This window comes from Methylobacterium sp. CM6241 (genome assembly GCF_054817845.1).
In genome coordinates this window covers 2501022-2520536 of the sequence record NZ_CM139246.1, presented here as the reverse complement: position 1 = coordinate 2520536, position 19515 = coordinate 2501022, and the positions used below count along the sequence as shown (strand labels likewise).

General features: G+C 65.4%; 19 protein-coding genes. 7 read left to right on the top strand and 12 right to left on the bottom strand.

Annotated elements, in window-relative coordinates; genetic code table 11:
• Window positions 1–8: 8 nt before the first annotated feature.
• The 6 genes from ACYQR9_RS11655 to ACYQR9_RS11630 all read right to left on the bottom strand — a co-directional run bounded on the left by ACYQR9_RS11655 (window position 9) and on the right by ACYQR9_RS11630 (window position 5651).
• Window positions 9–1187: a malate--CoA ligase subunit beta gene (locus ACYQR9_RS11655; protein ID WP_461229655.1), complete on the bottom strand. Its 1179-nt coding sequence runs from the start codon at window positions 1185–1187 to the stop codon at window positions 9–11.
• A gap of 180 nt (window positions 1188–1367) precedes the next feature.
• Window positions 1368–2009, bottom strand: a complete 642-nt coding sequence (fchA, locus tag ACYQR9_RS11650; protein ID WP_207410703.1) for a methenyltetrahydrofolate cyclohydrolase — start codon at window positions 2007–2009, stop codon at window positions 1368–1370.
• Between the two features lie 3 nt (window positions 2010–2012).
• Entirely contained in the window at window positions 2013–2876 is an 864-nt protein-coding gene (locus tag ACYQR9_RS11645; RefSeq protein WP_056158646.1) for an NADP-dependent methylenetetrahydromethanopterin/methylenetetrahydrofolate dehydrogenase, read from the bottom strand.
• Window positions 2877–3106: 230 nt separating this feature from the next.
• Window positions 3107–4051, bottom strand: coding sequence for a D-2-hydroxyacid dehydrogenase (locus tag ACYQR9_RS11640; protein WP_056430070.1), 945 nt, complete (start codon window positions 4049–4051; stop codon window positions 3107–3109).
• A 108-nt stretch (window positions 4052–4159) separates the two neighbouring features.
• Window positions 4160–5368: an aminotransferase class V-fold PLP-dependent enzyme gene (locus ACYQR9_RS11635; RefSeq protein WP_056430067.1), complete on the bottom strand. Its 1209-nt coding sequence runs from the start codon at window positions 5366–5368 to the stop codon at window positions 4160–4162.
• Window positions 5369–5477: 109 nt separating this feature from the next.
• Complete coding sequence (locus tag ACYQR9_RS11630) at window positions 5478–5651, bottom strand: hypothetical protein (RefSeq protein ID WP_156467843.1); 174 nt, start codon at window positions 5649–5651, stop codon at window positions 5478–5480.
• Window positions 5652–5990: 339 nt separating this feature from the next.
• Between ACYQR9_RS11630 and ACYQR9_RS11625 the strand changes: the two genes are divergently transcribed.
• From ACYQR9_RS11625 to ACYQR9_RS11615, 3 genes are all read left to right on the top strand, one after another.
• Window positions 5991–6818, top strand: a complete 828-nt coding sequence (locus tag ACYQR9_RS11625) for a UDP-2,3-diacylglucosamine diphosphatase (protein ID WP_056430064.1) — start codon at window positions 5991–5993, stop codon at window positions 6816–6818.
• Window positions 6815–7885: a glycosyltransferase family 4 protein gene (locus tag ACYQR9_RS11620; RefSeq protein ID WP_461229654.1), complete on the top strand. Its 1071-nt coding sequence runs from the start codon at window positions 6815–6817 to the stop codon at window positions 7883–7885. Before ACYQR9_RS11625 ends, ACYQR9_RS11620 begins: the two co-directional genes overlap by 4 nt.
• 115 nt (window positions 7886–8000) lie before the next feature.
• Window positions 8001–8627, top strand: coding sequence for a ribonuclease HII (locus ACYQR9_RS11615; RefSeq protein ID WP_461229653.1), 627 nt, complete (start codon window positions 8001–8003; stop codon window positions 8625–8627).
• Here the strand turns inward: ACYQR9_RS11615 and ACYQR9_RS11610 are convergent.
• Together ACYQR9_RS11610 and ACYQR9_RS11605 are read right to left on the bottom strand one after the other, a co-directional pair.
• Window positions 8614–9747: a PA0069 family radical SAM protein gene (locus tag ACYQR9_RS11610; protein ID WP_461229786.1), complete on the bottom strand. Its 1134-nt coding sequence runs from the start codon at window positions 9745–9747 to the stop codon at window positions 8614–8616. The two genes, ACYQR9_RS11615 and ACYQR9_RS11610, sit on opposite strands and share 14 nt — an antisense overlap.
• The gene (locus ACYQR9_RS11605) at window positions 9744–10079 is read right to left on the bottom strand and encodes a VOC family protein (RefSeq protein ID WP_461229652.1); all 336 of its coding nucleotides are present in this window, start codon (window positions 10077–10079) and stop codon (window positions 9744–9746) included. The genes ACYQR9_RS11610 and ACYQR9_RS11605 overlap by 4 nt, the downstream gene beginning before the upstream one ends.
• Before the next feature lie 216 nt (window positions 10080–10295).
• On the opposite strand from ACYQR9_RS11605, the gene ACYQR9_RS11600 reads away from it, so the two are divergent.
• Window positions 10296–10817 (top strand): hypothetical protein, encoded by a 522-nt coding sequence (locus ACYQR9_RS11600; RefSeq protein WP_461229651.1) that lies wholly within the window; start codon window positions 10296–10298, stop codon window positions 10815–10817.
• Here the strand turns inward: ACYQR9_RS11600 and moaB are convergent, their stop codons facing one another.
• The 3 genes from moaB to ACYQR9_RS11585 all read right to left on the bottom strand — a co-directional run bounded on the left by moaB (window position 10818) and on the right by ACYQR9_RS11585 (window position 13469).
• The gene (gene moaB / locus ACYQR9_RS11595) at window positions 10818–11375 is read right to left on the bottom strand and encodes a molybdenum cofactor biosynthesis protein B (RefSeq protein ID WP_461229650.1); all 558 of its coding nucleotides are present in this window, start codon (window positions 11373–11375) and stop codon (window positions 10818–10820) included.
• Between the two features lie 140 nt (window positions 11376–11515).
• The gene (gene ypfJ, locus ACYQR9_RS11590) at window positions 11516–12424 is read right to left on the bottom strand and encodes a KPN_02809 family neutral zinc metallopeptidase (RefSeq protein WP_461229649.1); all 909 of its coding nucleotides are present in this window, start codon (window positions 12422–12424) and stop codon (window positions 11516–11518) included.
• Between the two features lie 130 nt (window positions 12425–12554).
• Window positions 12555–13469, bottom strand: a complete 915-nt coding sequence (locus ACYQR9_RS11585; protein ID WP_461229648.1) for a uracil-DNA glycosylase — start codon at window positions 13467–13469, stop codon at window positions 12555–12557.
• Between the two features lie 220 nt (window positions 13470–13689).
• Here ACYQR9_RS11585 and ACYQR9_RS11580 point away from each other — a divergent pair, with 220 nt between their 5' ends.
• From ACYQR9_RS11580 to ACYQR9_RS11570, 3 genes are all read left to right on the top strand, one after another.
• Entirely contained in the window at window positions 13690–15342 is a 1653-nt protein-coding gene (locus tag ACYQR9_RS11580; protein ID WP_461229647.1) for an electron transfer flavoprotein-ubiquinone oxidoreductase, read from the top strand.
• A gap of 126 nt (window positions 15343–15468) precedes the next feature.
• On the top strand, window positions 15469–17325 hold the full coding sequence (locus ACYQR9_RS11575; RefSeq protein ID WP_461229646.1) for a tetratricopeptide repeat protein: 1857 nt from the start codon (window positions 15469–15471) through the stop codon (window positions 17323–17325).
• A gap of 90 nt (window positions 17326–17415) precedes the next feature.
• Entirely contained in the window at window positions 17416–18291 is an 876-nt protein-coding gene (locus ACYQR9_RS11570) for a 4-(cytidine 5'-diphospho)-2-C-methyl-D-erythritol kinase (protein WP_461229645.1), read from the top strand.
• 55 nt (window positions 18292–18346) lie between these two features.
• Here ACYQR9_RS11570 and ACYQR9_RS11565 read toward each other — a convergent pair whose 3' ends face one another.
• Window positions 18347–19369 carry a polyprenyl synthetase family protein gene (locus tag ACYQR9_RS11565; protein WP_056430030.1) on the bottom strand — a complete coding sequence of 341 codons (1023 nt, stop codon included), beginning with the start codon at window positions 19367–19369 and terminating at the stop codon, window positions 18347–18349.
• Window positions 19370–19515: the final 146 nt, after the last annotated feature.

The window sequence follows — 19515 nt, the reverse complement described above, 5'->3', positions numbered from 1 at the left end:
CCCTCGTCTCAGTGGCTGCGCTTGGCGGCGTCGCAGGCGGCGACGGCCTTGGTGGCGGCGTCCGACAGGCTGTCGGCGGTAATGAGGTCGAGGCCGCTCTCGGCCAGGATCTTCTTGCCCGACTCGACATTCGTGCCGGCGAGCCGGACGATGAGCGGCACGTCGATCTTCACTTCCTTCGCCGCCTGGATCACGCCCTGGGCGACCCAGTCGCAGCGGTTGATGCCGGCGAAGATGTTCACCAGGATCGCCTTGACGTTGCGGTCCGAGAGAACGAGGCGGAAGGCCGTGGCCACGCGGTCGGGGCTGGCGCCGCCGCCGACATCGAGGAAGTTGGCGGGCTCGCCGCCCGCATGCTTGATCATGTCCATGGTCGCCATGGCGAGGCCGGCGCCGTTGACGATGCAGCCGATTTCACCCTCGAGACCGATATAGCTGAGATTGTGCTCGGCGGCCTGGGCCTCACGCGGATCGCCCTGCGAGGGATCGTGCATGTCGGCGATGTTGCGCCGACGGAACATGGCGTTGTCGTCGAAGGACATCTTAGCGTCGAGCGCCAGGACGCGGTCGTCCTTGGTGACGACGAGAGGGTTGATCTCCAGCATGGTGCCGTCGCAATCGCGGAACGCCCGGTAGGCGTTCATGATCGTCTTCACGGCCGCCGAGACCTGCTTGATGTTCAGGCCGAGCTGGAACGCGATCTCGCGGGCCTGGAACTGCTGCAGACCGACGGCCGGCTCGACCACGACCTGGATCAGGGCTTCGGGCTCGTTGGCGGCGATCTCTTCGATATCCATGCCGCCGCGCTGCGAGGCGATGACGCGGACGCGCTCGGCCTTACGGTCGAGGACGTAACCGAGATAAAGTTCGCGCTCGAACGGATCGGCAGTCTCGATATAGACGCGCTGAACCGGCTTGCCCTCGGGGCCGGTCTGGAGCGTCACAAGGCGTTTGCCGAGGAGGTCCTTGGCCGCGTCGCGGACCTCGTTGTAGGTCCGGCACAACTTGATGCCGCCGGCCTTGCCGCGTGCACCGGCATGGATCTGTGCCTTCACCGCCCAGAACGAGCCGCCGAGTTCGGTGGCGGCGTAAACCGCCTGGTCGGGGCTGAAGGCCACCGCGCCCTTCGGAACCGCAACGCCGAATCCGGCGAGCAGCTCCTTGGCTTGATACTCATGCACGTCCATGTGCGTTCTCCTCGGCGTTTTTCCCTGGGACAGACACTCTCGTAAATTTCACTTCACGGAAAGAGCTTCTGCTGTAATATTTTTTTACATTCTCTTTCACTCCGCCTTTAATGGCGGCTGGAATGTATCTTGTAGACAAAAAGGCCGGCTGAGTTTGTTCTCGCCGGCCTGTCGTCGATCTTAGTTCACCTTGGCCTTCACGACCTCGTAGATCTTTTCGTTCAATGGCCCCGCCGGCCCGAGCAATTCTTCGAGTTGCTTCAGGCGCTCGTCGGCAAATCCGCGATCGTCCAGACCCTTGGCGTTGACATAGACGTTGAGCGCGGCGCTGCGCAGGCCGGCATGAGCGGAGAGAACCGCGACCCCCGCATCGGAGATGACGTTGAGGTTGCCTTTCTCAGCCACGGCCTCGGCCAGGTCGATGACCTCGCGGCAGGCGCGGCAGCAGGCGAGCGGCACGTCGGTGGCGACCTTGAGCGCCTCCTGGATCCTGGCGGCACGGGCCGCCTTCTCCTCGTCGGTGCTCTTGGGCAAGCCGTAGGCCCCCATCACGGCATCGAAAGCCTCGACGTCATCGGCGATCATGCCGGTGAGTTCGGCCCGGAGCGCCTCCGATTTGCCGAGAATCTCCTTCAGCTCGCCTTCGACCTCGACGTATTTCTTCTTCCCGATGGTGAGGTTGCACACCATGCTGAGAAGCGCGGCACCCATGGCACCGGAGATGGCGGCGGCTCCGCCGCCTCCGGGAGTCGGAGCCGAGCTTGCCAGCCCGTCGAGGAAGCTCTGGATGGTTTCGTTGGCAGGTGAGGTCTTCTCGCTCATGGGTCAGGCCATCGTCTTGGCGAGGGCGTAAATCTCCTCGGCGTCGAAGACCTTCTCGGCGCTGTCGAAGAGCTGGCCGACGCAGGCGCGGTGCAGCTTCAGCTTGAGGCCGCCGATGCCGAGGGCGCCGAACACCTTCTTGCCGTGGCGTTCCTTGCCCTTGTCCATGGCGTCGATGCCGCCGAAGCCGAGGGGCGGCTGGGCGTTGTAATCGGCGATGAACTCAATGCTGGCCTCGTCCTTCCAATCGGCTTCGGCCAGAAGCTCGAGGCCGATGGCGCCGGCGGAGAAGACCAGGTTCTGGCCCTTGACGATGGCGGCGCGAGACGCGGCGTCCGGCGTGGCGGCGGCGCTGATCTCGACCTTGAAACGCTTGTTGATCGAATCGGCGGCAGCCTGAGCCTTATCGAGAGAGCGACCGCAGAGAACCACGGTGGCGCCTTCCTGAGCCAGGAGTGCGGCCGAGCGCATGCCCACCGGCCCGGTGCCGGCCAGAACGACGGCCTTCTTACCCTGGAGCGAGCCGGCAGCCTTCTGAACCAGAGCGACGCCTGCGGCGGCGGTGGTGTTCGAGCCGTTCGAGTCGAGCATGATCGAAACGCGGAAGGGGCCGAAGAAGCGCTTCTTCACCGCCTCAAACACGGCCTCGCCAGCCGCCATGCTGCCGCCGCCCACGAAGATCGCCGTGGACTTCTTCTCGGAACCGCCGCGGGTGTAGATGGTCCCGTCCACCAAGGCGCCGACATTGTCGGGCGTCACGTTGCCGTAACCGGTGATGCGATCGGCGCCACCATCGTAGCCGACGACCACGTCGAACACGCTCGGAACGGTATCGGTATCGAATTGGAACAGCAGCTTCTTGGTCATGTCGTTTCCTCTGCCCGCGTCGCTGCGCGGCTGACGTATCGTTGTCATTGGCGCGTCTCGTCAGATCGCGCGATGGACCGTCCCCATCGTCGTGGGGCGCCGCCGGCGAGACCGTAATTCCGGCTCGCCCTCGGTGCGGACTCGATCGGCGTCCGCATTCATGGTGTCCGGGGTATCGCCTTGCGACCCCCGAATGATTACGGCTCCGGGGAGCCGACTCGTCGTCGCGTTCAGCCTTCGACCACGTTCTGCGGTTTGCCCGCAACATAGGCCTCGACATTATCCACGAGCTGGTCCGCCAGGATCTGCATCGCTTCCTTGCTCGCCCAGGCCACGTGCGGCGTGACGATGAGGTTCGGCAGGTCGAGCTCGCACAGGATGTTGCCGTTCTTGGGCGGCTCGGTCATCACCACGTCGAATCCGGCGCCACCGATCGTTCCGGCTTTGAGCGCCTCGGCGAGAGCCTCCTCATCCACAAGACCGCCACGCGCCGTGTTGATCAGGATGGCGTGCTTCTTCATCTTCGCCAGCTGCTCGGCGCCGATCATGTTCCGGGTCTCCGGCGTCAGCGGCGCATGCAGGGTGATGACGTCGGATTCGGTCAGGATCGTCTCGAAATCCACGAGGCCTTCCTGCGGGAACACATCGTAGGCAATGACCTTCATGCCGAGCGCTTCCGCGCGCTTGGCGATCGACTTGCCCAGAGCCCCGTAGCCGACGATGCCCAGCGTCGAGCCGGCGATGTCGTGGATCGGATAATCGAAGTAGCAGAACTGGGTGGACTTCGCCCAATCACCCCGGCGCACCGAATTTGCATAGGGCACAATGGCGCGCCGCAGGGCGAACATCAGGCCGATCACGTGCTCGGGGACGGTGTTGAAAGCGTAATTACGGATGTTGACGACAGTGATGCCGAGTTCCTTGGCGGCCTTCTTGTCGACGACGTCGGTACCAGTGGCGGCGACAGCGATGAGCTTGAGATCGGGCAGCTGCTTTAACGTGTCGGCGCGCATCGGCACCTTGTTGATCAGCGCGATCTCGGCACCCTTCAGGCGCTCGACGATCTCTTCCGGCGTCCAGGTCGACTCGTATTCGGTATATTCATGCGGGAAATTGAATTCGCGCACCTTGGCATCGAGGGATTCACGGTCGAGGAAGACGATTTTGTGCGCCATTGGAACCCTCAAGCGACGTTCCGCGCCAAGCGCGACGTTACGCGATACACACTTCTATAGACGATGCCCCGGGGCCGGCGAGAGGCCGGCCCCGGGAAATCACGGTGATCAGGACTTCGCGAGCGGGTTTTCGCGCAGGTAGCTGGAGGCGGCGGCGACGCCGGAGCCCGGCTGCACCTTCACGCCGTTGTCGAGCATGGCCATTTCCGCGCCCGCGATGGCGCCGAGGAGCGAGAGCTCGTTCAGGTCACCCACGTGGCCGATACGAAACACCTTGCCGGCCACCTGGCTCAGACCAGCGCCGAGGGCGAGGTTGTAGCGCACGAAGGCGTGCTTGATGATCGCGGCGGCATCGACGCCCTCGGGGACGAGGATGGCGGTCACCGTGTCCGAGTTCCACTTGGCTTCCTTGGCGCAGGTCTTGAGACCCCAGGCCGCCACGGCCTGACGGGTCGCCTCGGCGAGCACGGCATGGCGGTGGTAGACGTTCTCGAGACCTTCTTCCCGCAGGCAGGCGAGTGCCTCGCGCAGGCCGTAGAGAAGCGGCAAGGCGGGGGTGTAGGGGAAGTAGCCGGCGCCGTTCTGCTTCTGGTGGTCGGCCCAGTCGAAATAGACATGCGCGAGGCGATCGTTCGGACCCGACGACGATTCGGCAGCCTTCAAAGCCTTCTGGCTGACGCAGATCACGCCGAGACCGGCGGGGAGCATCAGGCCCTTCTGCGAGCCCGCAATGGCGCAATCGACCTTCCACTCGTCGGCGTAGAACGGCAGCGAGCCGATCGAGGATACGCCATCGACGAAGAGAAGCGCAGGGTGGCCGGCCGCGTCGATCGCCTTGCGCACGGCACCGATGTCGCTGGTGACGCCGGTGGCGGTCTCGTTATGGACCGTCATGACGGCCTTGATCTCGTGGTTCGTGTCGGCGCGCAGCGCCTCCTCGATCCGCTGCGGGTTCGCACCCGTGCCCCACTCTTCTTCCTGAACGATCACGTTCAGGCCGAGGCGCTGGGCCATGTCGATCCAGAGGTGGCTGAACTGGCCGAAGCGCGAGGTCAGAACCTTGTCGCCACGGTGCAGCGTGTTCGTCAGCGCGGATTCCCAGATGCCGGTGCCGGACGCGGGGAACAGGAAGATGGTACCTTCGGTGGAGCCGAAGACCGCCTTGGTCTCTTCGAACAGGGGCTTGGTCAGCGTCGGGAAGTCGACCGAACGGTGATCTTCCGAGGGGACGATCATCGCCCGCTGAACGCGGTCAGGAATGTTCGTCGGGCCCGGAACGAACAGATGATTCCGACCCGGTCGTCTCGTTGCCGCCATGTTGTGTCTCCGGTTCTTCTTTGGTTCGCGTGCACGCAGCGCACGACGCTGGGTTCGAATACGGTGGTCTAAGGTCGCGATCCGGCTTGGGTCGACGCCAGTGCGGTTCCTAAGCTTTGGATGAGGATACGACAACGTTGCCGAACGCCCGGCTCACGTTTTTCCGGCCGGATGCGATGGCATGGTCCGCGTCAATCGACGGGTGGCGTGAGGCCAGCCCCGAGGCATCTTCGATGCCCGCGAGATCCGGAATGCTCGACGCAACCGCCTTCGACTGAATCAAGCCTCTCTCCGTTGGCCGGGGCGCGCGGTGTTCGCACACTCCCATGGCCGTGGACGTCGTTTCTCACCTCGTCGGCGACCTTGATTTTGCCTCGTGCGGGCTCCGGACACACGCTTTCCAGCGCGATCCGGTGGGTCACCTTGGACCTGACTATGCCGAGGTTCGCGGTCGAAGGAAAATGCAAAAAACTTCGTCGCCACTCAAAAAATTTGTGGCGCAACGCAGCATCTCTGCGCCTTGCTTGAAAGGGGTCCGCTGCGAAGCGAGCAGAGGTCGCGTCATCAAACTGATACGGGAATCCGGTTTGGCTCAACGCACCGAAGCCATTCGGAGTGGGTCGTGGGCGAAGATACAGAGAAGACGATCCGCGTGAGGACGCTCTTCCTGTCCGATATGCATCTGGGCACGAAGGGCTGTCAGGCAGGGTTACTGCTGGAATTCCTGCGGGATTACGACGCCGATGAGATCTACCTCGTCGGCGATATCGTCGACGGCTGGCAGCTCAAATCGGGCTGGTTCTGGCCGCAGAGCCACAACGACGTGGTGCAGAAGCTGTTGCGCAAAGTGCGCAAGGGCTCGACGTTGATCTACATCCCCGGCAACCACGACGAATTCCTGAGAGATTATCTCGGCATGACGTTCGGTGGGATCGAGGTCGTGGACGACCGGATCCACGTCGCGGCAGACGGCAAGCGCTACCTCGTCATCCACGGCGACCAGTTCGACATGGTCGTTCGGCATGCCAAATGGATCGCCTTCCTGGGTGACGGGGCTTACACGTTCGCGCTCTTCATCAACACGCATCTGAACACGATCCGGCGCCGCCTCGGACTCGCCTACTGGTCACTCTCGGCCTGGGCGAAGTTGAAGGTGAAGAACGCCGTCAATTTCATCGGAAAGTTCGAGGAGCTTTTGAGCGCGGAGGCGAAGCGCGTGGGCGCCGACGGCGTCATCTGCGGACATATCCACCATGCCGCTCACCGCCAGATCGCCGGGCTGACCTATCTGAACACCGGGGATTGGGTGGAATCCTGCACCGCCATCGTCGAGCATTACGATGGCACCATGGAGGTGCTGCATTACCCGAGCGTACTGCGGGCACGCGCTGCCGCCGAAGAGGCGGAACGAGGCGCGGTCCTCTCGAATCCGGCAAGGGCGGTCGCGTGAGGCTGCTGATCGCCACCGATGCTTGGCACCCGCAGGTCAACGGGGTGGTCCGTTCGCTCGAGAACATGGCCAGCGCCGGCCGCGAGCTCGGGTTCGAGACGGTGTTCCTGACCCATCAGGATTTCGCTTCGGTGCCGCTTCCGGGATATCCCGAGATACGGCTTTCCTATGCCACGAAAGGTAAGGTCGCACGCCTCTGGGCCGATCTTGCGCCGACCCATGTGCATGTGGCGACCGAGGGGACCGTCGGCTACGCGACCCGCCGCTATTGCCTCTCGCATGGCCGCCCGTTCACCACGAGCTACCACACGCGCTTTCCCGAATATCTCGCCGCCCGCGCGCCCGTTCCGGAGAGTTGGAGCTACGCCTGGCTGCGGCGTTTCCACGGCGCGGCGAGCGGTACGATGGTATCGACCCCATCCCTCGAGCGTGACCTCGCCTCCCGTGGGTTCGGTAACCTGATGCGCTGGACGCGGGGAGTCGATACCGACCTCTTTCGCCCCGCTGGGCCGGATGACGTCCTGCCGGATGCCCTGGTCGGGTTGCCCGGACCGTTCTTTCTTTTCGTCGGCCGACTGGCGGTGGAGAAGAACGTCGCGGCCTTCCTCGATCTCGACCTGCCGGGCACGAAGGTTGTGGTGGGAGACGGACCGGACAGGGCGCGTCTCGCCGGCCTGTATCCGCAGGCGTGCTTCCTCGGCACCCTCACCGGGGCGGCGCTCGCCCGGATCTATGCGGCGGCGGACGTCTTCGTGTTTCCGAGCCTGACCGACACGTTCGGCATCGTGCTGCTCGAAGCCCTGGCCTGTGGCGTACCGGTGGCGGCCTACCCGGTGACCGGACCGCTCGACGTCATCGGTGGCACCGGCGCCGGAATTCTCGGGCCCGACCTGCGCGAGGCCGCGCTCGCCGCTCTGTCGATTTCTCGTGAACGCTGCCGCGCGGAGGCCCTGCGCTACACGTGGAGCGAGAGCGCGCGCCAGTTCTTCACCAACATCTCGTTGGCGCACGGCACCGGCCTTCCCGTCCCCCGGCGCCGATCGTTCCGGGCCGCACCGGCCGTTTGACCCGGCGACGAGGGATGGCTCCGTGATCCCGCTGGTAGGAGAAATTGGCCTCCCACACGTTTCTGCCCGTCCATCCCGTGACCGTCGGACGGGACGGGTGTAGGCAGACGGCCCGATGCCCAGACCGTTCACCGATTCCGTCGCCCGCACCCTCCCCGCTCTCATCGGTTGCGACGAGGTCGGGCGGGGCGCTCTATCCGGCCCCGTGATCGTGGCGGCTGTGTGGTTCGATCCGGCCGTGTTCCCGGCCTCAGTGCTCGCCTGCCTCGATGATAGCAAGAAGCTCGACCGGGCGACGCGGGAGCGCCTGACTCCGCTGATCAGGGAACATGCCGAGGTTGCGGTCGCCGCCGGCTCGCGTGCTCTCGTGGACCGGATCAACATCCGCGCCGCGACCCTCGACGCCATGAAGAGAGCCGTCGAGAAACTCGGGCTCGATGCGCCCGTGTCCGTCGATGGCCGCGACAGCATTCCCGGCCTTGCTCTTCCGTGCCGGGCGGTGATCGGTGGCGACCGGCTCGTACCGCAGATCGCCGCGGCGTCCATCGTCGCCAAGACCCTGCGGGACGATCTCATGCGGGCCCTGGCCACCCGTCATCCGGCCTATGCCTGGGATCGAAATGTCGGATACGGGACCGCTTCCCACCTTGCCGGCTTGGAGAGAATGGGCCGTTCGGCGCATCACCGGGTGAGCTTCACCAAGCGTTTTGCTTCATCACCCGCGGTAGTCACAACAGGCTGAGCTGAGCCCCGGTCGCGGCCGTGCGGTCGAAGAGATCCGTGCGCAGGGTAATGCGTGCATCTGCATAGCCGAGACGCTGCTTTGCGAGCCGCATGCGTTGGGCGATGAGGTCGGCATAGGCGCCGCCGCCGGTCATCCGCCGGCCGAAAGTCGCATCATAGGCTTTGCCGCCGCGGGCCTCTCGCACGAGCGACATCACATGGCGCTGGCGTCCAGGATAATGTTCGGCGAACCAGTCGTTCACGAGGTCGTCGAGTTCGAGAGGCAGCCGTAGGAGGACATGCCGTGCCTCGACGGCACCGCATTCCCGCGCCCGCTCCAACACCGCCTCGATCTCATGGTCGTTCAGCGACGGAATGACCGGCGCCATCATCACCATGACCGGGATGCCGGCGCGGCTCAGCTGGCGGATCGCATCGAGGCGCCGAGCCGGATGAGGAGCGCGAGGCTCCATGCGCCGGGCGAGGACCGGGTCGAGTGTGGTCACCGACATCGCCACTTTGACGAGTCCGAGTTCGGCCATCGGCGCCAGAATATCGATATCGCGGGCGACGAGATTCGATTTGGTGACGATACCGACGGGATGGCGGAAACGCGCCAGCACGCCGAGCACAGCGCGGGTGATGCCGTGGTCGCGTTCGATGGGTTGGTACGGGTCCGTTGCCGTCCCGAGGGCGATCGTCTCCGGCACGTAGCCCTGCACCGAGAGCTCCCGCTCCAGCAACTCGGCCGCGTTCGCCTTGTGGAACAGCTTCGTTTCGAAATCGATGCCCGGCGAAAGGCCCACATAGGCATGGTTGGGCCGGGCGAAGCAGTAGACGCAACCGTGCTCGCAGCCGCGATAGGGATTGATCGAGCGATCGAACGGCAGGTCCGGCGAAGTATTCCGTGTCAGGATGCTGCGTGCGCGCTCGGGAAGATCTTCCGTCGGCAGGCGCCGGACCGCGTCATCCGAAGCCCAGCCGTCGTCGAACGTCTCGCGCCGCGCCGGCTCGTAGCGACCGCTGGGGTTGGCCGTCGCCCCACGTCCCTTGCGTGCGCTTGTGGGGAAGGTGCTTCCCGCAAGCCGCCGAGCGGGGACGGCGAATGGGTCATCGCATTCGCCGCCACCATCCTTCACCGCTCGGACCACGCTGCGAGTTCCGTCCCGGCCGGGTCCGTGAAATGAAAGCGACGGCCGCCGGGAAAGGTGAAGATCGGCGCTACGATCGTGCCACCTGCCGCCTCGACGCGGGCCTGCATGGCTTCGAGATCCTCGGCGTAGAGCACGGGCAACGGCATCGCTCTCGGTGCATCGGCATCGAGACCGCCATCGAGGCCCTGTTCGAAGGCGGCGTAGCGAGGGCCGTAATCGACGAAGCTCCACCCGAAAGCCGTCCCGTAGAACGCTTTCACCCGGTCGAGATCGCCGCCCGGCAATTCGAGATAATCGATCTTACCATCCTGTCGCATCCGTGACCCCTAATTCGCCCTGACGCCAAGACCATACGGCGACTTTAGCCTTCGCTTTCGCCACCCGTCCTTACGATCCGAACATATCAGGAACACGTCGGCTAGCGCTGCCCTTATTTCGAGCAATCGCCGGCTTATGACGCCCCGGAACGGTTTCTTGCGGAGCTTTCGCGGCCACCTGGCTTTTCCCACGCTGAAAATACGCTATGCGCGCGCATGATTTCGGCTCTGATCCATGTGGCGAGGCCGGCCGACCCCTTGGCGGTCGACCAGCTCGCCGACACCCTGGGGGCTCTCGTCGAGGGCGTTGCTGCCGGGCTCGTCGGCGATGCGGTGATCATCGCCCCAACCCATAACGCAGCGGTCGATGCCGTCGCCGAGGCAACCGGCGCGACCTTCGTGGTCCGTTCGGGTGGTACGCCCCCTTGGTCGGCTGGCGCGAAGGCCGCGCGGCGGGAGTGGGTCCTCTGCCTCGAAGCAGGCGACGTTCCGGCCGAGGGCTGGATCCGCACGATCGATCGGTTCATCGGCACGGCGCGGCCGGAAATGGTCCTCGGGCGATTGCGCCGGCCGCATGCCGGGCTGCCGTCGCGTCTTGCGGCGCAGGGTGAGTCCGTGATCGGTGTCCGTGCGCCCCGCGCCGGGGACCTCGTGCGCCGCGACCGCCTGATCGCAAGCGGCGTCTTCTCGACCCGCCTGCATCCGCGACGGGTGAATGTGCGGCTCAACCGAGGGTGATCAGACCGGGATCGAAGCGCCGCGTCGAAGGTGTTCGTCCAGGCGTGGCATGATCTCGACGAAGTTGCAGGGCCGGTGCCGATAATCGAGCTGAGCCGAGAGAATGCCGTCCCAAGCGTCGCGGCAGGCGCCCGGCGAACCCGGCAGGACGAAGACGAATGTCGCGTTCGCGAGTCCTGCCATGGCCCGTGACTGCAGGGTGGACGTCCCGATCTTGTCGTAGGAGATGCGGTGGAAGACCGCCGAGAAGCCATCCATCCGCTTCTCGAATAGCGGCTCGAGCGCTTCCGGCGTCACGTCGCGTCCAGTAAAACCGGTGCCGCCGGTGGTGATCACGACGTCGACCGACGGATCCCTGGTCCACGATTCCACCTGAGCGCGGATCGCCGCCACCTCATCGGGCACGATGGCTCTACCGGCGAGACTGTGCCCGGCCGCCACGAGCCGCTCACACAGCGTGTCGCCGGAACGATCATCTTCGGCAACACGAGTATCGGAGACGGTCAGCACCGCGATAGAAAGCGGGATAAAGCTACGGGTCTTGTCTGCGGCGACCATGGCTAGCTGCTCTCGGCTCGGCGATAACGCTTCGTTCTACCCATGAATGGGCCCGATGGTCGATCCCGACATATGAGCGTCCTCGGCCGCTGCCCGGGGCGGACACGATACCGTGCCCGGCTCTTGTAGCAGCTGCCGCCTCAGTTCCGCGCCGCGCGGAACGTATCGCAGGACTTGGTCTGGCCGCTCTTGTAGCCTGTCATGAACCACCGCATCCGCTGGTCCGACGAGCCGTGCGTGAAGGAATCCGGCACGGCGTAGCCCTGCGACTGCTTCTGGAGCTTATCGTCGCCGATGGCACTGGCTGCCTGCATGGCTTCCTCGATGTCACCGAGCTCCAAAGAGTTATACTTGTCGTTGGAGTTCTTGGCCCAGACGCCGGCGAGGCAATCGGCCATCAACTCCACGCGTACCGACAATTGGTTAGACTCGACCTTGCTGGATGCCGCCTGCTGGCGACCCTGGACCTTGCCCAGGATGCCCAGTTCGTCCTGAACGTGGTGGCCGACTTCGTGAGCGATCACATAAGCATAGGCGAAATCGCCTTTGACCCCGAACTTCTGCTCCATCTCCTTGAAGAACGACGTGTCGAGGTAGACCTTCTTATCGAGCGGACAATAGAACGGCCCCATCGCGGCCTGCGCCGATCCACAGCCGCTGCGCGTGCCTCCGGTGTAAAGCACCATGCCGGTTGGGCGGTACTGCTTGCCGGTCTGGTTCGGGAGAATTTCCTTCCAGACGTCCTCGGTATTACCGAGGATCGCAGCCGCGAAACGTCCGCTCTCGTCCGCTGGCTTTGTCTTGCGCTGGGCCTGGGTCTGCGGATCGACACGCTCCTGGCGCGGTTGTCCGCCGCCGCTCATCTGCTCGGCGCCACCGATCAGGATGGCGGGATTGATGCCGGTGACCCAGCCGATGATGCAAAGGATGACGATGGTGCCGATGCCGAGCCCGCCGGCACCGCCACCCGGAAAGCCTCCGCCGCCCCCGCCGCCTTCGCCACGGCGGTCCTCGACGTTGTCCGAAGAGCGGAAATCTTCCCAGCGCATGATCTCGTCACCCTTCGTGGCGTAGCCCTACCGGAACTCGGTCGACACGCGCATCACTGTCTTCGGTCCCGTGTGCCCGAACTAATCCCGCGGTGAAAGATACGGTTCCGCTTCCACCCCGGCTTTCGCCCTACGCTTTGCCGTCGAGGGTTGCCCTCAGCAGGCGGAAATCCCGCCACGCGAGCCGTTTTTGGAGCGGCTGGCGGAGAAGATAGGCCGGGTGGAGGGTCGCCAGAGCCTTCACCTCCCGGTCACCCACCCGATAGGGATAGATCCGTCCTCGCGCCTTCAGGATACCGTCTTTCGTGCCGGTGATCGCCTGTGTCGCCGGACTGCCGAGGCAGACGATGATGTCCGGGTCGGCGAGTTCGATCTGGCGTTCGATGAAGGGTTTGCAGATCGACACCTCCTGTGGTGTCGGGTTGCGGTTTCCCGGTGGTCGCCATGGCACGATGTTGGTGACGTAGGCTTTTGTCCGGTCGAGACCGATCGCCGCCATCATCCGGTCGAGCAGTTGACCCGAGCGGCCCATGAACGGCTTGCCGACGCGGTCCTCGTCCGCTCCCGGTGCCTCACCGATGAACATGAGTTTCGACGCCGGGTTTCCGTCGGCGAAGACGAGATTCTTGGCGGTGAACTTGAGGGGGCAACCATCGAATGTGGCGAGCAGTGCCTCAAGCTCTTCGAGAGAGGCGACGTCGCGAGCCCGCGCCCGAGCGTCGCCCGCAGCCTCTCCGGGTTTCGCTGCCGCGGATTGTCCATAGGTCCGAGCCGGCGGGGCCGACGGCGCCTGCCCTCGCGCCGGCAACTCGCGGCGAGGCGGCACCGGATCGGCCTGCGGCCCCTCGCCAGACAGTTCGGCCCGCTGCGACGATACGGGGGATGGCGATCCGCGCTGTATCGTCGCCGGGCGCCAGGGCGCAGGATCGTCGGTTTCGGAGAAGCGATCGTGCGGGCGTTCGTCGAGACAAAGATCGACGCCGGATTCCGCATGGAAGTCCAGTTCGGCGATCACGTCGCGCTGGTGGTCGGGGCCTTGGCTCATGGTTCTCGATGTGGCTCTTGCGGAGCCTGTGGACAACACTTCGCGGGGCGGGATCTACCATCGTCTGCATGGCTGCGGGACGGCCAGAGCAAAGCTGAGACCATCCGCAGGCTTGCGTTCCCAGCTTGGAATGGGTTGAGAGTGTTCGCAATCATAACATCGCGCATTCGACGGCTGGTCTCGATCGGTTTCGGGTCGCGCGGCAGGAGGAGTTTATAGGATGGCGTTGCCTGAGCGCGAGGGTATGGATTTCGACGTGGTGATCGTCGGTGCGGGGCCCGCTGGCCTTGCCGCCGCGATCCGCCTCAAGCAGATCGCCGCCGATCTCACCGTCGTCGTGGTCGAGAAGGGGTCCGAGGTCGGCGCGCATATCCTGTCCGGCGCCGTGATCGATCCGCTCGGGCTCGACCGCCTGCTCCCCGATTGGCGTCAGGACGAGGCCCGGCCGCTCAAGACCGAGGTCGAGCGCGACGAGTTCCTGTTCCTCACCAAGAACAGCGGCATCGCGCTGCCGAACTTCGCTTTCCCGAAATTCATGTCGAACCACGGTAATTTCGTCGGCTCGCTCTCGAACATGACGAAGTATCTCGGCGCCAAGGCCGAGGAACTCGGCGTCGAGATCTATCCAGGCTTCCCGGCCTCGGAAGTGCTCTACGACGATGCCGGTACCGTCATCGGCGTGGCCACCGGGGATCTCGGCATCGGCAGGTCCGGCGAACCGCGGGACGACTACACCCGCGGCATGGAGCTGCGCGGCAAGTACACGATCTTCGGCGAGGGCGCGCGCGGCTCGCTCACCAAGACGCTGATCGACCGCTTCCAGCTCAACCGGGACAGCGATCACCAGAAGTATGGCCTCGGCGTCAAGGAACTCTGGCAGCTGAAGCCGGAGACGTTCGAGCCCGGTCTCGTGCGCCACACGATGGGCTGGCCGCTTTCGAACAAGACCGGCGGCGGCTCCTGGCTCTATCATTTCGACGATCACCTGCTCTCTGTCGGCTTCGTCACGCATCTGAATTACGAGAACCCGACCCTGTCGCCGTTCGACGAGTTCCAGCGCTTCAAGACCCACCCGATGATCCGCGACGTGTTCGAGGGCGCCAAGCGCATCGGATACGGTGCCCGCGCGATCATGGAAGGCGGCTGGCAATCGGTGCCGAAGCTTGTCTTCCCCGGCGGCTGCCTCGTCGGCTGCTCGGCCGGCTTCGTCAACGTGCCGCGCATCAAGGGTTCGCACAACGCCGTGCTTTCCGGGATGCAGGCGGCCGAGGCCATCGCGGCCGCTCTCACTGCCGGCCGGCAAGGCGACGAACTCACCGATTACGAGACGGGCTGGCGCGACAGCGACATTGGCCGCGACCTCAAGCGCGTGCGCAACGTCAAGCCGCTCTGGTCGAAATACGGCACGCTTGTAGGCGTAGGCCTCGGCGGCCTCGACATGTGGTCGCAGACGATTCTCGACGCCTCGCCGTTCGGCACGCTCAAACACGGCAAGCCCGATCACCTCGCCACGAAGCCGATCTCGGAGGTGACGCCGATCGTCTATCCGAAGCCCGACGGTAAATTGACCTTCGACCGGCTCTCCTCGGTCTATCTTTCGAACACCAATCACGAAGAAGACCAGCCGCCGCATCTCAACGTCAAGGACGCGGCGCTCCAGAAGTCCTCGGAGCACGACGTCTATGGCGGCCCCTCGGCGCGCTACTGCCCGGCGGGCGTCTACGAATGGGTGCAGGAGGGCAATGGCGTGCGCTACCAGATCAACGCGCAGAACTGCGTCCACTGCAAGACCTGCGATATCAAGGACCCCAACCAGAACATCAATTGGGTGACGCCGGAGGGGCCGGGCGGGCCGAACTATCCCAACATGTGAGGACGCACCGGACCCTAACTGCCCGCCATCCTTTCGCCTTGCGAGGATGGCGGGAAGAGTTCAGTGTCCCCGCCCGATCGGCATCGGTCCCTGACGGACGATGCGCTACAAACGCGACTGGTGCCCATGAACGGAAACGCCGCGACCCGCCGGACCCTCTCGGCTCTCGCCCTGTGCCTCGCCGCCTCCGTGGCGACGTCGGTCACGGCCCTGGCCGCCCAGCCCCGGGAATCGGCTCCGGTGACGGAGTACGAGCCGGCCGAGTCGCTGGAGGGCAACTTCCTGTCCGCCTATATCGCCGGCGCGTCCAAGGACACCTCCGCCGCCGCGAGCTTCTACCGCGAGGCCGTGAAGGCGGATCCGCGCAATGCGGAATTGCTCGAGCGCGCCTTCGTGTCGCTGCTCGCGGACGGCGCTCTGCCCGACGCCTTCCGCGCGGCCGAGCGCCTCACCGCCCGCGATGGATCGAACGGCCTCGCCCAGCTCAGCCTCGGGGTTCGCCAGATCAAGGCCGGCCAGTTCGCGCAGGCCCGTCAGAACTTCGCCCGCAGCGGACGGGGTGCTGCAGCCGATCTCACCAGCACTCTCCTGACCGCCTGGGCCTATGCCGGTGCCAATGATGGCAAGCGCGCCCTCGAAGTGGTGAACAAGCTGAAGGGCGAGCGCTCTTACAACACTTTCCGCGACTTCCATGCCGGGTTGATCGCCAACCTCGTCGGCGATCAGGCGGAAGCGGAGCGCCGGCTCAAGGCCGCCTACGACGCCGACCAGAATACCCTGCGCATCGTCGATGCCTATGCCCGGTTCGAAGCGCAGGCCGGCCGCACGGACCTCGCGATCCAGGCCTACACCAACTTCGACCAGCTTCTGCCGCGCCACCCGATCGTGCGTGACGCCCTCGACAAGCTCAAGGCCGGCAAGCCGTTGACCCGCCTCGTCAACACCGCTCAGGAGGGCGCCGGCGAGGTGCTCTACGGGCTCGGCTCGGCCGGATCGACCCAGGGCGACGAGTTGCCCGCCGTGGTCTATCTGCGCCTTGCCCTCTATCTCGCCCCTGAGCACGCCCTCGCCCGCCTGACCCTCGCCGATACGCTCGACCGGATGAAGCAGACCGAGCGCGCCAACGACGCCTATGCGCAGATGCCTGCATCTTCGCCGCTGAAGCTCAACGCCGATATCCAGATCGGCCTCAATCTGGAGCAGATGGGCAAGGGCGAAGAGGCGACCCAACTCCTCGACGCCGCGATGAAGGAGCATCCCGACAGCATCGACGTCGTGACCGCCCTCGGCAACGTCCAGCGCTCGCGCAAGAAGTACGAAGAGGCGGCGGCCACCTACAGCCGCGCCATCGAGCTCATCGGCAAGCAGCCGGCGTCCAATTACTGGACGACCTTCTACTTCCGCGGCACCGCCTACGAGCGGGCCAAGCAATGGCCCAAGGCCGAGGCCGACCTCAAGAAGGCGCTGGAACTGGTTCCGCCGAACCAACCGGCGGCGCGGGCGCAAGTGCTCAACTACCTCGCCTATTCCTGGGTCGACCAGAACATGAATATCGACGAGGCCTTCACCATGCTGAAGCAGGCCGTCGATGCGAGCCCGCGCGACGGCATGATCATCGACAGCCTCGGCTGGGCTTATTTCCGCCTCGGGCGCTACGACGATGCCGTGCGCGAGCTGGAGAAGGCCATCGAACTCAAGCCCGGCGACCCCACGATCAACGACCATCTGGGCGATGCGTACTGGCGCTCGGGCCGGAGGCTCGAAGGCAAGTTCCAGTGGCAGCATGCCAAGGACCTGAACCCAGAGCCGGACGATCTCGTGAAGATCAATGCCAAGCTCAAGGACGGCCTGCCGGAACTCGAAAAGCCCGCCGCTACCGCCGAGAATCCTCCCGAGGCGGAGAAGGTGAATCCCGATCTGCCGAAGGGTGCTCCGGCTCCGAGCGAGCCCCCCGGCGCGGCCGACAAGAAGACCGGCGGCTGAGACCCGGCTTGACGGGTGGGGGATCGCGGGGCCAGACCGGCCGCGCATTCCCGCGGTCGAAAGACCCGCCCCTCTCCGACAGAGCAAGCCGTGCCAATCCTCGTCACCCGCGCTCCGGCGAAGATCAATCTCACCCTTCACGTCCTCGGCCGTCGTGAGGGGGATGGCTACCACGAGCTCGAAAGCCTCGTGGCCTTCACCGGTTCGGGGGATACGCTGAGCCTGGAGCCCGGCACCAACCTAACCCTGGACGTGTCGGGACCCACCGCCGGACCGGCCGGTCCCCTCGACGACAACCTCGTCATCCGCGCCGCCCGAGGGGTGGCCAAGGCCATCCCAGGGCTTCGTCTCGGTGGCTTCCACCTCATCAAGCGTCTGCCCGTGGCGGCCGGGATCGGTGGCGGATCGTCGGATGCCGCCGCAGCCCTGCGGCTGCTGGCGCGCCTCAACGACCTTCCCCTCGATCACCCCGCAATCGTCGAGGCCGCCCGCGCCACTGGGGCGGACGTTCCCGTCTGCCTCGATCCGCGCGGTCGGATGATGCGGGGTGCCGGAGAGGATGTCGGACCGGCGCTCGATTTCGCGCCGTTGCCGGCTGTGCTGATCAATCCCGGTGTGCCGGTCGCCACCTCGCCGGTCTTCAAGGCGCTGGGGCTGACGGTGGGGCAGCACCACGCTGGCGAGGCCCACCCGCTCGTCGCGCGAGGTCTCGGCTTCGGCGAGATCCTGGCGGCGGTGACGCCGGCTCGTAACGATCTCGAGGCGCCGGCGCTCACGGTCGCCCCCGTCATCGCAGATACGCTCACGGCCCTGCGCGACCGGCCGGGATGCCGGCTCGCCCGCATGTCCGGCTCCGGTGCTACGGTGTTCGGCTTGTTCGCCACCCGATCCGATGCGGTTCGGGCGGCTGCCGCCATCCGCGCGATGCAGCCATCCTGGTGGGTCCGAGCCGCTTTGCTGCGGTGACGGCCTTCCCTGCACGGCTCGTGTGACGAGCCGTGATCGGCTGGCCGCTTTCGGCTCAGTGCGCGCGGGCGATGCAGAAATCCACCACCTGAAGCAGGGCCGATTTCATCGGCCCGTTGGGGAACAGCGCCAGGGCGTCACGGGCGATGGCGCCGTAATGCCGAGCGCGGTCGATCGTGTCTTCGAGAGCCCGGTGTTTCCGCAGGATGGCAAGCGCTGTGTCGAGATCGGACTCTTCGACCTGACCGTCCTGGAGTGTGCGACGCCAGAAGGTGCGCTCCTCCTCGCTGCCCCGTCGGAAAGCAAGGACGATCGGCAGGGTGATCTTCCCCTCGCGGAAATCGTCGCCGACATTCTTGCCCATCGAAGCACTGGTGCCGCCGTAATCGAGCACGTCGTCGATCAACTGGAAGGCGATCCCGAGATTCATGCCGTAGGAGCGGCACGCCGCCTGCTCCGCCCTTGGGCGGTCGGCGATCACCGGGCCGACCTCGCAGGCGGCGGCGAACAATTCCGCCGTCTTCGCGCGGATGACGGCGAGATACTCGTCCTCCGAGGTCTCGGTGTTTTTGGCGGCGGTGAGCTGCATCACCTCGCCCTCGGCGATGACGGTCGCGGCGGCCGAGAGGATGTCGAGAGCACGTAGAGAGCCGACTTCCACCATCATGCGGAAGGCCTGGCCGAGCAGGAAATCACCGACGAGCACGCTCGCCTCGTTGCCCCACTTGATCCGCGCCGCGACGCGGCCGCGCCGCATGTCGCTTTCGTCCACCACGTCGTCGTGGAGCAGGGTCGCGGTGTGCATGAACTCGACACTGGCGGCGAGCTTCACCGCCCCCTCCCCGGCCCCGTAGCCGCAGAGATCGGCGGTGGCGAGGGTGAGGATAGGGCGAAGGCGCTTGCCCCCGGACGCGATGAGATGGTTGGCCACCTCCGGAATCATCGCGACATCGGATCCGGTTCGCGACAGGATGGTCGCGTTCACGCGCTCCATCCCCTTGGCGACCAGCGCCACAAGATCGTTCAGGCTCGACTCCGGATCGGAGCGGCCCTCATCGAAGGAAACGACGACACCCAAACTCGATGCCTCCCGAGCTTTTCACACCAGGCAGATCCCGGCGGCGCACCCGCCGCTCGGGCCGATCCGCTCGGCCGGGTTATCTCCCGTGACCAACATCCACGCGGGCACCCCTTCGCATGCGCGCCGAGGCGCTGCAACATCCC

Coding starts and splice junctions, on each gene's coding strand:
- ACYQR9_RS11655 (WP_461229655.1), bottom strand. CDS start 1,187: ATGGACGTGCATGAGTATCAAGCCAAGGAGCTGCTCGCCGGATTCGGC.
- fchA (WP_207410703.1), bottom strand. CDS start 2,009: ATGAGCGAGAAGACCTCACCTGCCAACGAAACCATCCAGAGCTTCCTC.
- ACYQR9_RS11645 (WP_056158646.1), bottom strand. CDS start 2,876: ATGACCAAGAAGCTGCTGTTCCAATTCGATACCGATACCGTTCCGAGC.
- ACYQR9_RS11640 (WP_056430070.1), bottom strand. CDS start 4,051: ATGGCGCACAAAATCGTCTTCCTCGACCGTGAATCCCTCGATGCCAAG.
- ACYQR9_RS11635 (WP_056430067.1), bottom strand. CDS start 5,368: ATGGCGGCAACGAGACGACCGGGTCGGAATCATCTGTTCGTTCCGGGC.
- ACYQR9_RS11615 (WP_461229653.1), top strand. CDS start 8,001: ATGCCCAGACCGTTCACCGATTCCGTCGCCCGCACCCTCCCCGCTCTC.
- ACYQR9_RS11605 (WP_461229652.1), bottom strand. CDS start 10,079: ATGCGACAGGATGGTAAGATCGATTATCTCGAATTGCCGGGCGGCGAT.
- ACYQR9_RS11600 (WP_461229651.1), top strand. CDS start 10,296: ATGATTTCGGCTCTGATCCATGTGGCGAGGCCGGCCGACCCCTTGGCG.
- moaB (WP_461229650.1), bottom strand. CDS start 11,375: ATGGTCGCCGCAGACAAGACCCGTAGCTTTATCCCGCTTTCTATCGCG.
- ypfJ (WP_461229649.1), bottom strand. CDS start 12,424: ATGCGCTGGGAAGATTTCCGCTCTTCGGACAACGTCGAGGACCGCCGT.
- ACYQR9_RS11585 (WP_461229648.1), bottom strand. CDS start 13,469: ATGAGCCAAGGCCCCGACCACCAGCGCGACGTGATCGCCGAACTGGAC.
- ACYQR9_RS11580 (WP_461229647.1), top strand. CDS start 13,690: ATGGCGTTGCCTGAGCGCGAGGGTATGGATTTCGACGTGGTGATCGTC.
- ACYQR9_RS11575 (WP_461229646.1), top strand. CDS start 15,469: ATGAACGGAAACGCCGCGACCCGCCGGACCCTCTCGGCTCTCGCCCTG.